The organism is Acidobacteriota bacterium, assembly GCA_018268895.1.
GTDB lineage: Bacteria > Acidobacteriota > Terriglobia > Terriglobales > Acidobacteriaceae > Edaphobacter.
Map to the genome: position 1 here is coordinate 1,254,095 of JAFDVP010000001.1, position 14,952 is coordinate 1,269,046.

General features: G+C 63.2%; 9 protein-coding genes. 4 read left to right on the forward strand and 5 right to left on the reverse strand.

Annotated features, from left to right (window positions below; all coding sequences use genetic code 11):
* Positions 1-104: 104 nt before the first annotated feature.
* Together JSS95_05455 and JSS95_05460 are read left to right on the forward strand one after the other, a co-directional pair.
* Entirely contained in the window at positions 105-761 is a 657-nt protein-coding gene (locus tag JSS95_05455) for an HAD family phosphatase (protein ID MBS1799253.1), read from the forward strand.
* Between the two features lie 133 nt (positions 762-894).
* On the forward strand, positions 895-6,735 hold the full coding sequence (locus JSS95_05460) for a choice-of-anchor D domain-containing protein (GenBank protein MBS1799254.1): 5,841 nt from the start codon (positions 895-897) through the stop codon (positions 6,733-6,735).
* Positions 6,736-6,972: 237 nt separating this feature from the next.
* Here JSS95_05460 and ribB read toward each other — a convergent pair whose 3' ends face one another.
* From ribB to JSS95_05480, 4 genes are all read right to left on the reverse strand, one after another.
* The gene (ribB, locus tag JSS95_05465; GenBank protein ID MBS1799255.1) at positions 6,973-8,118 is read right to left on the reverse strand and encodes a 3,4-dihydroxy-2-butanone-4-phosphate synthase; all 1,146 of its coding nucleotides are present in this window, start codon (positions 8,116-8,118) and stop codon (positions 6,973-6,975) included.
* Positions 8,119-8,248: 130 nt separating this feature from the next.
* Positions 8,249-8,476, reverse strand: coding sequence for a hypothetical protein (locus tag JSS95_05470; GenBank protein MBS1799256.1), 228 nt, complete (start codon positions 8,474-8,476; stop codon positions 8,249-8,251).
* Between the two features lie 161 nt (positions 8,477-8,637).
* The gene (locus JSS95_05475; GenBank protein MBS1799257.1) at positions 8,638-10,149 is read right to left on the reverse strand and encodes a peptidase S10; all 1,512 of its coding nucleotides are present in this window, start codon (positions 10,147-10,149) and stop codon (positions 8,638-8,640) included.
* Between the two features lie 106 nt (positions 10,150-10,255).
* Entirely contained in the window at positions 10,256-10,705 is a 450-nt protein-coding gene (locus JSS95_05480) for a rhodanese-like domain-containing protein (protein MBS1799258.1), read from the reverse strand.
* A gap of 104 nt (positions 10,706-10,809) precedes the next feature.
* On the opposite strand from JSS95_05480, the gene JSS95_05485 reads away from it, so the two are divergent.
* Together JSS95_05485 and JSS95_05490 are read left to right on the forward strand one after the other, a co-directional pair.
* Positions 10,810-11,277, forward strand: a complete 468-nt coding sequence (locus tag JSS95_05485) for an energy transducer TonB (protein ID MBS1799259.1) — start codon at positions 10,810-10,812, stop codon at positions 11,275-11,277.
* Positions 11,278-11,416: 139 nt separating this feature from the next.
* Complete coding sequence (locus JSS95_05490; GenBank protein MBS1799260.1) at positions 11,417-13,825, forward strand: RecQ family ATP-dependent DNA helicase; 2,409 nt, start codon at positions 11,417-11,419, stop codon at positions 13,823-13,825.
* Here the strand turns inward: JSS95_05490 and JSS95_05495 are convergent, their stop codons facing one another.
* Positions 13,826-14,926 carry an alkaline phosphatase family protein gene (locus JSS95_05495; protein MBS1799261.1) on the reverse strand — a complete coding sequence of 367 codons (1,101 nt, stop codon included), beginning with the start codon at positions 14,924-14,926 and terminating at the stop codon, positions 13,826-13,828.
* Between the last annotated feature and the right edge of the window lie 26 nt (positions 14,927-14,952).

A 14,952-nucleotide genomic window follows, 5' to 3' on the forward strand; every position in this document is an offset into this window, starting at 1 on the left:
AACCGCAACGGATCACAACCGGTTTTCAAAAGAAAAAGCGCCAGGCCGCCGTAATCGGTCCGGCGCTTTTCCTTTGCCCGCTCCCCTACAATAAGCAGCAACCCATGAACGCAATCCATGCAGTCCTCTTCGACTACGGCCAAGTCCTCTCCCTCTCTCTCGACCCCATCCAGTGGCAGCGGATGCTTCAGATCGCCACCGTCGACGAGACCGCATTCGACCACGGCTACTGGGCCTTCCGCCACGCCTATGATCGCGGCGAACTCAACGGCGTCGACTACTGGCAGAAGGTCGGCGCAAGCGCGGGACGCGCCTTCACCCCCGACCAGGTCGGCGCCCTCATCCACGCCGACGTAGAGCTCTGGACACGGCTCAACACTCCCATGGTCGACTGGGCCCGCCAGCTCCAGGCCGCCCGCATCCGCACTGGCATCCTCTCCAACATTGGCGATGCCATGATGCACGGCCTCCTCCGCAAATTCGACTGGCTCTCCGCCTTCGACCACCACGTCTGGTCGTACCGTCTGCTTCTCGCCAAGCCGGAGGCGGCCATCTACGCCGCCGCAGCCGAAGGACTCAAGACCCCGCCCACCAACATCCTCTTCATCGACGACAAGCGCGAGAACACCGACGCCGCCCTCGCCTTCGGCATGAAGGCCATCCAGTACACCGACCACCCCACCTTCCTCCGCGAGATGCAGGAGCGTGGCCTCGGCTATCTCCTCAACCCCACTCCCGTCCCCACGCCGTCACTCACATAAACGATGTATTTCCCAAAATGGAACTTTTCTGAAACCTTCGTCATGAAGGACTCTGTCTAAAACCTAAACTCATGTGTATCCATGGATATTGAGGGCAGGCTGCACCTTGCGTTGTAACCGCAGCCACATAACCATGAAGCGATTCTCTGGGCTGCTGTCCATCACTCTCTCGCTCATCGCCCTTTTCGCGGCGACGCCTCGCACGTCCCTCTCCCAGAACGCCCAGCAACTCGCCTTCGCGGGTCTGCGCGCCGCCGCGGGCAAGGGCCAGTTCAACTCCGTGCAGGCCGACAGCGCAGGCAACCTCTACCTCCTCTACGACCAGAAGGACGGCGTCCGCATCCTCAAGACCGACCCCGGCGCCGTGCAGCTGCTCGCGCAGGCGCAGTTCGGCGCAGCCGGAGACGCCGGCATCGCCATGGCACTCGATCCTGCGGGCAACGTCTACGTCACTGGAACGACAACCTCCGGGACGATCGCCGGAACATCCGGCGTCGTCTTCCCGGCGCGCGCCGACGCCTCCACCAACTCCTTCGTCGCAAAGTTCGACTCCAACCTCAACCCCGTCTTCGTCACCTACTCCGGCAGCGGACGCACCGCCGTCACCGCCATCGCCGCCACCGCCGACGCCGTCTTCATCACCGGCAGCATCTTTGCGAACACGCTCCCCGTTACGCCGTCTGCCATCATCCAGTCGCCCGCATCCGGCAGCTTCGGCAACGGCTTTGTCGAACGCTTCAACGCAACCGGCACGTCGCTCGTCTACGCAACCTACCTTAGCGGCTTCGGCGGAGACACCGCGCCCGCAGCCCTAACCGCCGACGCGCAGGACAACGCTTACATCGCCGGATACACCACCTCATCCGGCTACCCCACCCTCGCCGCCGTCGTGCCAACGATGATCGGCATGGCCTCCGGCTTTCTCTCGAAGCTCGGCCCCGCCGGCGACAGCTTCGTCTTCTCCACCTTCATCCCCGGCAGCGGAGTCACCTCACTCGCCCTCGACAGCGCAACCCAGACTCTTCTCTTCTCCGGGACCATCTCACGCGGCCAGTTCCCCATTGCAACCGTCACCTCGCCGCTCGTCTCCATCGACTACCAGACCGCAGTACGGATGCCGCTAGACGGCTCCCGCGTCCTGTCGTCGACGCTCCTCGCTCCCGGCACACAGTCCGTCGTCGCCCCCGCGCCCAACGGAGCCGCCTGGGCCGCGCTCACGCTTACCACGCCGCTGCTCCCCTTACCTGCGATCTCCGGCCTCGGCGATATCGCCGCCTTCCGCATCGCCGCCAATGGAGCGATCGACCAGAGCATCCGCCTCGGCGGCCACGATAGCAGCAACACCGCCCTGCCCAAACTTCCTTCCACCATCGCTTCCATCGCCGTCGACTCGTCCGGCCAGCCCATCTTCGCCGGGGCCGTTCAACCCGTCACCAGCTCCAGCCAGATTCCTCTCAGCACCTACGACCTGCCGCTGCTCAACGCTCCCACCTCGGTCCTCCCGTCGGCCCTCCGCGACGCGGCCTACGCCGGAACATGCAGCGGAAGCATCTGCACCGGCTCCGGAGCCTACCTCGCAAAGTTCACCCTCACCTCAGGCCCATCGCTCGCGCTCTCCACCGACACGTCTCCAAACATCACGCTGCGCAACCTCGGCTCCGCAGCTGCAAACAATCTGCAAATCGCCACGACGGGATTCACCCTCTCCCACAACTGCCCAACGCAGTTCGGCCCGGGCGAGGAGTGTAGCATCGTCCTCACCGGCTCTGGTCCCGGGACTATCACCGCTCTGGCCTCCAACGCCGCAGCGCAGACCGTCAATCTCCCCGCTGCACCTACGCGCATCGCATCGCCGTTTCCCTTCTCTCCGCGCGAGATCGACTTCGGCATCGTCACGCCATCCACACCGCAAACGCGGACTATCACCATCACCAACCTCGCCCAGACTCCCGTCCTCGCACCATTCACCCCGCCTCCCCCTCCCACAGCCGGCTCCCCACTCACGCTTACCAGCGACTGCCCGCCCGCTCCCTCGCAGTACCTTCCAGCAGGAGCCACCTGCCACCTCTTCCAGAACATCTCCGTCCCGGCAGCCATAACCAGCGGACGCTCGTTCAGCACCTCCGCCGGCGCCACCACAGGGGTGAACGGCTACTCTTTGACTGCATACCTCGATCCCTCCGCGCTCAACCTCTCCTCCACACGGATCGACTTCGGCACGCAGTTCAGCACGCCGGGGAGCCTTCGCCTCCCACGCTTCCTCTACATCTCCAACAACTCCGCCGCTCCCATCCAGCACTCGCCTGTCGCGCTCGGCTCCTCCTCGCCTTTCACCGTCACCGACCGCTGCCCCACGCTTCTCGATCCGCACACCGTCTGCCAGCTCCAGGTCGACTACCTCCCGCAGCAGCAGACCTCCTCCGACTCGGTCACCCTCGCGCTCGACCAGGGCCTCAGCGTCCTCGTCACCGGACAGACCATCCCGCAGCCCGGAGCCGGAGGCGCTACCGTCAATCCGTCTCTCACAGTCACCCCCACATCGATCAACTTCCCCAACACCGTCGTCGTCACCGGAACATCGCCAAACACGCAGACCGCGACCATCCTTAACGCCGGCGCGCAGCCCTTCCCGCTCACGCTCTCACTCACCGGCGACTTCACAGACTCCACCAACTGCCCCTCCGTGCTGGCCGCGGGCACCAGTTGCTCCGCCGTCATCTCCTTCGCTCCCTCGCAGCCCGGTGCGCGCCAGGGCCTCCTCGCCGTCTCCTCGGGAGCAGGAACCACGCCCACCTACATCACCCTCACCGGCACCGCGACCGCGATCCTCGCCTCCAACAACGGCACACTCGATCTCGGCAGCACGGCCATCGGACAGCCCGTCGTCCAGTGGTACAAGATCACGCAGTCCATCTCGCAGTTCGCCGCCGCCACCAGTGGCAGCTTCGGCGTCGTCCTCGTCGAGGACATCGGCTACGGCCACGGCCAGCCGCCATCCTCCGCATTTACCGCATCGGCCGTCGGCTCCTGCTTCAACTGCTGGCTCGGCGTCCAGTTCCTTCCCGCCGCCGCAGGCTCCACCAGCGCCGCGCTCACGCTCGCTTCATCGTCCAGCGGAAGCCCCTACACGCTCACCCTCACCGGCGCCGGACTTCCTCTCACCGGCCTCATTCTCACGCCAACGCAGCAGGACTTCGGTCCCGTCGCCGTGCACAGCTCCAGCGCGCCAACACTCTTCACGCTCACCAACCTCACCCCGACGACAGCCAACCTCTCCGCGCCCGCAACCACGGGTGACTTCACCATCAGCAACGCACCCAGCGGAGGAGCCACCTGCGGAGGCCCGCTCGCTCCCAACGCCTCCTGCTTCGTCCAGGTCGCCTACGTGCCCACCGCCACAGGCCCCGCGACCGGGTCTCTCACCATCGCCTCAGACACTGCATCCGCAACCGCCGCGCTCACGGCCTACGGCCTGCCCGATCCCGGTTTCTCGCTCAACCCCGACGCACTCGTCTTCCGCAACGTGCCCGGCCCCACCGCGACCCAGCAGACCATTACGCTCGCCAACACCGGCATCTACAACCTGCAGATCGCCGCGCCAACGTCGACCTCGGTGAGCTTCCAGCCCGCCACCACCTGCGGCACGCTCACACCGGGAGCCACCTGCACCATCGCCGTCACCTTCGTCCCATCCAGCGCCACCGTCACCGGAACGCTCTCCATCCCGGTCACAAGCTCTGCCGCCGGATCGCCGCAGACCACCTTCTCCGTAGCTCTCACCGGCGCCTACACCATCGAAGACACCGGCCTCCAGATTCTCCCCAGCCAGGCCGTGTACGGCCCCACACCGACCTCCACCCTCGGGCTCACGCGGCAGTTCACCATCAACAACCTCACAGCGAAGCCGCTCACGCTCGCGCTCTCTCTGCCGCGCCAGTTCGTCCTCTCCCAGCCGCCCTGCGCCGCACTCGCGCCCAACGCCTCCTGCAACTTCTCCGTGACATTCCTTCCTCTCACCAATGGCAGCATCACGGGAACGCTCTTCGCCCAGGCCACTCCCACCGACGGCAGCGCAACCCGCAACGGCCTCGCCTACGTCGAAGGCTTCGGCATCGGCTCCGGCTCGCTCGCCATCTCGGGAGCACTCCTCCCCAGCAGACTGCTCAACTTCGGCCAGCTAGCCTCGGGACAGACCACCACGCGCACCCTCACCCTTACCAACTCCGGCAACGCCCCGCTCACCATACGCCGCGTCACCAGCGAGTGGCCCTTCCTCGCAACGACCACCTGCGGCGCGACGCTCGCACCCGCTCAGAGCTGCACCGCCGCCCTGACCTACTCACCCATCAACCAGGTTGCGCAGGGATACTCTCCCGCGCCCTTCAATACCGACGCCGGGACCCTCGTCATCGAGAGCGATGCCGTCTCGAGTCCCGACTTCATCGACCTCACCGGCACCGTCACGCCGTTCACCGTCAACGCGCCCTCGAACACCGCCCCGCTCGTCTCCTACACCGTCTCGCAAAGCTCGCTCACCTTTAGCGCAACCTCCGGCGGCAACGCCTCAGCACTGCAGACCGTCACGCTCGCGAACACCGGCACCGCCACCATTCACGTCACCGCGCTCTCCACCACGCCGGACTTCACCGTAACCAGTCCCTGCGCCACCGTCGTCCCCGGCTCAAGCTGCCCCATCACAGTCGCCTTCACTCCGCAGGCTTCGTCGTCTCAGACCATCACCACTGTCATCAGCGCTCTTGAGATCGCCTCCGACTCCAGCTCGGCGCTCGACTTCATCAGCCTACTCGGCACCGCCACGCCGCCGACGCTCACACTCTCACCCGTCGCGCTCGACTTCGGGGCCGTACTCGTCGGCACAACCGCCACGCTCCCCATCCAGGTCACCAACGGCAGCTCAAATCCCGCCACGCTTGGCGCCATCGCTGCCACTGGCGACTACACCGTCACCGGCAACTGTCCCTCTCAAGGGTCGCAGCTACCGCCCGCATCAAGCTGCACGCTGCAAGTCACCTTCGCTCCCACACAAGCAGGCACGCGCACAGGAACCGTCAGCATCGCCTCGTCGCTCACCACGCTCCCGCTAACGGTCAACCTTACCGGCAGCGGAGCGCAGTCGCGTCTTCAGATCACTCCCGCAAGCCTTACCTTCGACAATACCGTCGTGGGCGCGTCGGCGAAGCTCACCCTCTCGCTCGCCAACACCGGCACCGCGCCTGTCAGAGGCATCGCGCTCTCCGTCGCTGGCGACTACGCAGTCACCTCACCCTGCGCGGCAACGACGCTCGTCCCCGGCGCAAGCTGCGCCATCACCGTCACCTTCACCCCCACCGCAGCCGGAACCCGCACCGGCAGCCTCTCCATCGCGAGCTCCGACCCAAGCTCGCCGCTCGCGGTCTCCCTCACAGGGACAGGAACACCCGCAGGAGCGATCTCCCTCACCGTCGACGGCGGGGCCTCCTCTTCGCTCTCCGTCACCAGCGGACGCCCCGCAAACTACAACCTCTCGGTCACCCCCCTCAACGGATACACCGGCGCCGTTGTGCTCCACTGCACACCAGTCACTCCGGGGCAATACGCCGCCTGCTCCCTGCTGCCGTCGAGCATCACCCTCAGCAATACCTCGCCGCAGACCTCGATCGCAACCATCAACACTGTGACCGAACAACCCGCCAGCGCTCGCAAAAACACCAGCAACGGAACCATCGCGCTCTGCCTGCTGCCCTTCGGCATTCTGCTCTTCCGCCGAAGCCGCGCCACGCTCGCCATCGCGCTTCTCGCCGTCACCGCGCTCTTCGCAAACGGATGCGGCAGCGGAGGCAACGCGACTCTCTCCGATCCCAACCTGCGCTACACCCCGCCCGGTGCATATCAATACCAGGTCACGGCCACAACAACTTCAGGAGCGCAACTCTCCCAGACCGTCACCCTGAACCTGACAGTCACGGCACGTTAGAACCCTTCCTCGGATTCTTATCACTATTAAGTCGCCGTCATTCTGAGTCGTAGGCGAAGAATCCCTGTAGTTCGCTCGACCCTACACGGACCTTCATTTTGCGAGACATAATCCCACACTGAAATCGCACCCATGGGTCAAAGGCCCAACCCATACCAGCCTGGGGCAACGCCCAGGTAACGATCCGCTGCGCCAGCCAAGGGCTGAAGGCCCGCCCCATCATTCCGTGAACGACGCCTACCGCGACGCCCCCACGCCCCTCACCGGAACCTGCTCCACGATCTCGATCCCGAACCCCTGCAGCGCGGGCACGTGCGTCGGAGTATTCGTAATCAGCCGAATCTTGTGTATCCCTAGATCAGAAAGAATCTGCCCGCCCAGTCCCACCTGCCGCAGCGTCCTCTGGCTTTTTTCCTCGCTGTGCTCCTTCGCCCTCTGCTCCCGATGCAGCACCACGCGGTGCGGCGTCACGCTGCGATCGATCCCGAACCCCGTGCTCCCGTTATGCAGATACACCAGCGCGCCGCGTCCCGCCTCCGCGATCATCTTCAGCGCCCCGTCCACCACTCTCCGGCAATCGCACAACGTCGCGCCAAAAATGTCCCCCGCAAGGCAATGCGTATGCACGCGCACCGTCACCGGTTCCCCGCCCGCAACGTCGCCATACACCAGCGCCACATGCGACTCACCGCCCTCGACCTCGCTCTCATAAGCGATCACCCGGAACTCGCCATACTCCGTCGGCATCACCGATTCGGCCACGCGATGGATGTACCGCTCGTTCTGCAGCCGGTAGCGGATCATGTCCGCCACCGTCACCATCTTCAGGCCATGCTCCTCGCAGAACTTCACCAGGTCTGGCACCCGCGCCATCGTGCCATCGTCGTTCATGATCTCGCAGATCACTCCCGCCGGCACCAGCCCTGCCATTCTCGCCAGGTCGACTGCGGCCTCCGTCTGTCCCGCCCGCACCAGCACTCCGCCCTTGCGAGCACGCAGCGGAAATACATGTCCCGGCCTCGCCAGGTCGTTCGCCGTCGACTGCGGATTGATCGCCACCTTGATCGTGTGCGCACGGTCTGCCGCCGAGATACCCGTCGTCACACCCTCGCGTGCCTCCACGCTCTCCGTAAACGCCGTGCCGAACCGCGACGTATTCTCCTGCGTCATCGGTCCCAGGCGCAGATAGTCGGCGCGCTCTTCCGTCAGCGTCAGACAGATCAGCCCACGGCCGAACTTCGCCATAAAGTTGATCGCCTCCGGTGTGACGAACTCGGCCGCCAGCGTCAGGTCGCCCTCGTTCTCGCGGTCCTCGTCATCCACGACGACGACCATTTTTCCCGCCCGTATCTCCGCAACCGCTTCAGCAACATCGGCAAACATCGGCAAGCCTCCAGGGACCCTCGCTCGCGTCCCGCACTCTCTTTCGACTCTCACCATCATAAGTCCGACGCAAAAAGAAGAATGCCGCCCGTATACCGGACGGCATTCGACAACTCAACTCCACACAGGACTAAAGGGTCGACTCGATCTCGAATCCCCACGCCTCCAGCAGTGCCTCCGGGATGTACTTCGAGTTCTTGTTCCGGCGCGCCCATTCCCGCAGCCTCGTCGACCGGATGTACTGGTCCGGGGTCAACTTGTACTCCTTCACAACCTGTTCAAACGATGTCACCGTCGGGACGACCGGCCCAATCGGCTCCGGCTTGCCCCAGTTCGGATTTCCACGACGCTTTGCCATAGGGTTTGTATGCCTCTTCCTTCTTAACTGTTGCTCTTTCCACGTGCTCGGGAGAGAAAGACCACAGCTTAGATTCTAAGGCATTTAACCCCATATTTCAAGGCGTTTCATACGACGCACAGCCACCGCGCAGGCCGCTCGCCGCAACCTCTTTTGCTGCCTCAGTTGTGCAGGGCCGAGGCATAAAACTTCACCATGTCGGCCTTCATCTCCTTCAGAGCCTCAACGTTCAAATACACCATATGGCCCGCCGGATAGTACCCGAAGCTCACATTCCCGGCCAGCTTCCCCGGCAGGCTCATGTGGTTCAGATCGTACTCCGTCGCAAAGAACGGCGTCGCCAGGTCGAAGTACCCGTTCGCAGAGAACACCTTCAGCCGCGGGTTCTTCCGCATCGCGTCCGCCAGGTCCATCGCCGTATCCGGGTTCGACTGCGGACGCCCATTTCCGCTGCCCGAGGGCTTGTGCTTGAAGTCCCACTCAGCGTTCACTCCCGGCCCCGACGTGTAATACGTCTCCTGGCTCATGTACTTCAGCTCCCGCTGGATGTAGTCGTGAAACGACCCCACATAGACCCCTTGAATGCCCGTATCCGACGGATCGTACCCCGGCGTCTCCGTCGCCGCATCCGGGTCCCAGCCCATGAAACGCGCGTCATAACGCCCCAGCGTCCGGTCATCGCCCCGCAGCAGCTCCCGTCTGAACCGCGACGCCGAGATGCGCAGCTTCGTCTCCTTGACGTAGCTTTCGTTCAATCCGGTGATTGCCGACACCTTTGCGGCAATCGCATCGAACTCCGCCGGAGGGAGTCGGTCGCCCTGGGCAAGCGCCTGCGCATATGGCCCGCGCGCAAACTCCCGCGCCTGCTCGACCCACTCCACCATCGACGCCGAAGCCTTCACCTTCTTGTGAAAGTACCCAATCGCCGCGAACGAAGGTAGATAGCCAATAGCTTCAGCATCATATCCAGGATTGCGGATGTTGTAGTTCAGGATCGACGACAGCAGCACCACGCCGTTGAACGCCACGCCATCGTTCTGCAACGCCGCCACCAGCCCCGCCGAGCGCGTCGTTCCATACGACTCTCCAAAAAGAAACTTCGGCGAGTTCCACCGCTGGTTCGCCGTCAGGTACCGCTCAATAAACTTCCGGAACGCCGCAATGTCCTGATCCGTCCCGGCAAAGTCCTTGACCGTCCCCTTACCCACCGCTCGCGAAAACCCGCACAGCGGAGCGTCGATGAACACCAGGTCGCTCTTATCCAGCAGGCTGTACTCGTTCTGCACCCAGCTATACGGCGCCGGGGCCGTGGCCTCAGGCGCCTGCGTAATCACCCGCACCGGCCCAAACGACCCCATGTGCAGCCAGATCGACGCCGCTCCCGGCCCGCCGTTATAGAAGAAGGTCACCGGCCGCGACTTCGCGTCCACGCCGTCCTCCGTATAGGCCACGTAAAAGATGCTGGCATTCGGCTTCGACTGCTCATCGCGGATCAGCAGGTTTCCCGCCGTCGCCGTGTAGTGAACCGTCTGTCCACCGACTGTCAGATCATGCTTCGTCGTCGAGTTCGTCTCCGGAGGAACCGGTATCCCGGCATCTTCCTTCTTCTCTACTTGTTTGTCGTCAGGATTCTTTTGCGTCTGCCCCGTAGCCGCCACGGCCAACGCAGCCATCAGCGTCAATACACTCGTCCTGCGAAACCAGAATATCGTCGACAGATTCAATCGAAGTCTCCTCTTTTCAACTGACCGGGAACACCCAGCCATCATACCCGCCATGCTACCCCGCAGAATCCAGCCGAAACGACTCGCGATAGATCTCCACCGGATACCCCTTCGCCTTCCATCCCGCCAGTCCACCGCGCAACACCTTCAGCCGGTTGTACCCCTGCATCTTCGCCTGCCGCACAATCTCGAGACTCGTCTTCTGCGCCTCGCACGTGCAATAAAGCACCACATCCGCGTCCGCAGGAATCAGCGCCGGATTCGCCAGCACCTCCTTCGGAGGAACCCGCTTCGCCCCCGGAATCATCTCCGAATAAGCCAGCAGGTCCAGCGGCTGACGCACGTCATACAGCAACACCCTCGGCTCAGGATTAAGTAGTCCACGCAGCGTCTCGGCATCGACACTGTTCTCGTCATACTCACGCACATCCCGTGAGCGTCTCGCCTTGACGATGGCAAATAGCAACACTGCAAGCGCGACAACAGCAATAGCAATCCAGAGCATCTCTACCTCCGCTAACACTCAAGATTCAGATTACGAAGCATTGGAGCCGGATTCTCAGTAATCACAAGCGTAATGATAGTCTTGCCAAAACATACGAACCGACCATGACTAAAACCGTCTTTTGCACTGCAACGCTTACGCTCTGCCTCGCCTTCTCTGCGACCTGTTCCGCTGCAAGCCAGCAGGCTGATACCGCAACTAAGCCGTCCGCCGCAGATTCACCAAGCACACCCGCTCCTGACAAGGATGGTGTATACCGCGTTCGAGGAGCTGTTACCCCACCGAAGCTTATCTACAGCGTAGAGCCTAAAATCGCAAAAAAAGACCGTAAGTATTTCAAGTCCGGAACGACTTTAGTTCAGATCACCGTCGATGCCGAAGGACAAGTGAAGAACGCTCATGTGATCAAGTCAAGCCTGGAGACCATGAAGTCCAAAAACAACGACGCTGCCGCAATCATCGATCAAAGCTCCCTTGACGCAGTAAATCAATATCGTTTCACCCCATCGAAGTTGGATGGAAAACCTGTCCCCGTCATCGTCAATATTGAGATCAACTTCCGGCTCTTCTAAAACTCATCGTCGTTTGGACCACGGATCCATAACGAGCGTAAGGGAAGAATACGTTCAAGGATCTAAGTATCTGCCCTTGTTCCACTATGCCTTCCTCCCGCATCCTCAGGCAAACAATATGCGAAGATGAACCAGGCCCATGGACCTCGCAGCCCTCCTCCATCAAGCATTTGGCTTCTCCGCCTTCCGCGCCAATCAGGAGGCCGTCTGCCGCGCCGCCACCGAAGGCCGCGACGTCCTGCTCGTCATGCCTACAGGCGCGGGAAAATCCCTCTGCTACCAGCTTCCCGCCATCGCCCGCAGAGGCACCGCGCTCGTCATCTCGCCGCTGATCGCGCTCATGGACGACCAGGCCGCAAAGCTCGCTTCTTACGGACTCAAAGTCGCCCGCATCCACTCCGGCCTCTCCCGCGATGAAGCGCGCCAGGCCTGCCGCGACTACCTCGACGGCACGTTGCAATTTCTCTTCATCGCCCCCGAACGCATGCGCGTCCCCGGCTTCCCCGAGATGCTCGCCAAACGCAAGCCCGCGCTCATCGCCATCGACGAGGCCCACTGCATCTCGCAATGGGGGCATGACTTTCGCCCCGACTACCGGACGCTGGGCGATCACCTGCCTTCCTTACGCCCCGCGCCGGTCATCGCCCTCACCGCAACAGCCACGCCAACAGTCCAGCGCGATATCGCCGCACAGCTTCGCCTCAATAACCCCGCGCTCTTCATCCACGGCTTCCGCCGCACGAACCTCGCCATCGAGGTCGTCGAGATGTCGAAGCCGCGCCGCAGTCAGTTCACCATCGACCTTCTCAAGTCATCCGAGAGCCGTCCTGCCATCGTCTACGCCCCTTCGCGCAAGGCCGCCGAAGAGCTCTCGTCTCAGCTCGGTCGCGGCGCCGCCGCTTATCACGCTGGACTCGACCCCGCCACGCGCGAGCGCGTCCAGCGCCACTTCCTCGCGGGCAAGCTCGAGGTCGTCGTTGCCACCATCGCCTTCGGCATGGGCATCGACAAGGCCGACGTCCGCACCGTCGTCCACATCGCGCTCCCCGGCTCCGTCGAGGCCTACTACCAGGAGATCGGCCGCGCCGGCCGCGACGGCCAACCTTCGCGAACCGTCCTGCTCCACTCCTTCGCCGACCGCAAGATGCACGACTTCTTCCTCGAGCGCGACTACCCCGCACCCACCGAGCTCTCGCGCCTCGCCCGTGTTCTCACCGGCAACTTTCAGGAGCCCGACACCCTCCGCAAGAAACTCCGCATGGACGTCGAGACCTTCGACCGCACCGCCGAAAAACTCGTCGCACAGGGCGCCGCCGCCTTCGACATCGCCGGAAACCTCCGCGCGACGGAAAACAAAAACTGGCAGTCCGGCTACGACCGGCAGCTCGCCTTCCGCCGCGCTCAGATCGACGCCATGGCCCGCTACGCCGAAACCCCGCAGTGTCGCATGACCGCGCTCATCCAGCACTTCGGCGACACCGCCGACGGCCTCCGCCCCTGTGGCCACTGCGACTTCTGCTCCCCCGAACGCGCCACCGCGCAGACCTTCCGCGAACCCTCCGCGCAGGAAGACCGCCACCTCCGCGCCATCCTCTCCGCGCTCGACTGCGCCGCCCCACGCGCCACTGGAAAGCTCCACTCCGACCTGGCCCTCGGCATCGATCGCAAGCAGTTCGACGCCTACCTCAACGCACTCACGCGCGCCGGACTCATCACCCTGACCACCGACACCTTCACCAACGCTGAAGGCATCACGATCAACTTCAAGCGGGCCTCCCTCACCCACGAGGGCCGCACCCGCGAAGAGAGCGAAGACCTTGGCGTCTTGCTCCCATCCGATGACCAAACCGCAACGCGATCGAAAAAGAACACCAAATCGTCCCGCGCGTCGAACAATGATCGGCCCCATGCAGGCGTGTCATCTCGACCGAAGCGAAGCGATGTGGAGAGACCTGCTTCTCTACCCCTGACGCCAGCCCAGCAGGCCCTCCAGCAAAACCTCCGCGATTGGCGCAAAGCCGAAGCCGCCAAAACCGGCAAGCCCGCCTTCATCGTCTTCGGAGACTCCGTTCTTACAAACATCGTCCTTGCGCAGCCGCAAACAATCAGCGAGCTGCTTAATGTTAATGGTATAGGTCAGGATAAAGCCGACCGCTACGGAGCAGCCATCGTCACACTCTGCCGCGATACCGGCCCTTCATCTACGCCTGAGATCGTCCATCCACCCACGACCCGGGTGCCCCATCTTCGCGACAGCTCTATCGTCGCTAAGGTGGGTTATCGCGCACAAGCGCGACCCGTTCAATCTCAGACAGCCGAAGCCCTCACTCCCGCGCAGCAACTCCTCGACCAGCGCCTGCGCGACTGGCGCACCTCCGAGGCCGAGCGCCTCGGCCTGCCACAGTTCTTCGTCCTCGGCACCTCCACCTTGCGCAGCATCGTTCTCGCGCATCCGCGAACCATCACCGACCTGCGCAACGTCGAAGGCCTCACGCTCGAGAAGGCCGAACGCTTCGGCCCCAGCATCCTCGAGCTCTGCACCGCCTGACTACTTCACCGCCGCGGCAATCGGCGCACCTGCCTGCTTTTCCGCCGCATTCCAGTCCTGTCCTAGATAGCGGGCCAGCGTCGCTGCGGCCTGGCTCTGTGTTACCGGAGCGACATTCTTCTGCACCCCAAGCGCCGGAACTCCGCGCCCCGTAAAGCCCATGAAGATGTACTTCGACTCCGGGATCTTCTGCCCGTGCCCCTTCCACTCCTCGGGAGCCGACCCTCGTCCATGGTCCACCATGAAGATCAGCGTCGTCTTGCCCTTGTACTCCGGCATCGACTGCAACGCATCCCATAGCTGCTTCATGTACCCATCCACACGATGCGCAGACTCCAGATACTCGCCATAATTGCCCGCGTGCGCCCACTCGTCCGTCTCGCCCAGCGACAGGAGCACGACGCGCGGCTTCTTCACCCGTATGTACTCCATTGCCGACTCAAACACCGGAGCATCGTACGCCTCGTCCTCCCACCCTCGCGGCGAGTTCTCCTTGATGCTGTTCAACACATTCATCACCCGCGTCGTCGGCGACATCGCCGCCGCATCGTATCCCGCATTCACCATGCAGCTCAGGCAGTTCGCCGGATTCACCACGTTGGCGATCACATGCCACGCCCCGAAGGCAGCCACCTTGCCCTGAAACCCAGGCCGCTTCGACAGCCACGCAAGCACCGTCAGGTTCGGGTTGGGCTTGTCGTCGTTCGAGTCGATCCTCGGATCGCCGTGCCCTGTCAGCGTCTCGCTGTACCCAGGATACGAAAAGTTGAATCCATTCGTCACCGAGGCCTCCGAGCCCGCATCGCGGTCGCCGTAGATCTGCCCCTGGGGAATGAACGTGCTCCAGAGAAACGGCATCAGCTTCTGCCGCCGCTCCTCCGCCGTGTCCGCGAGATACTTCGTTCTCAACGCATCCACGCTGCGACCATTGTAGTAACGGTCCTTCGTCAGCAGACTCTCATCGGCGCCGCGAAAGATCTCCTGCCAACGCATCCCATCCGTCATCACCAGCACCACCCGCGCATCGTTAGCGGTCTGCGCAAACGCACTCACTCCCAGGGCAAGCACCGCCACCACCGGAAACATCTTCCAACCAGACACTCGGACCCTCCTCAAACTTCCCCGCC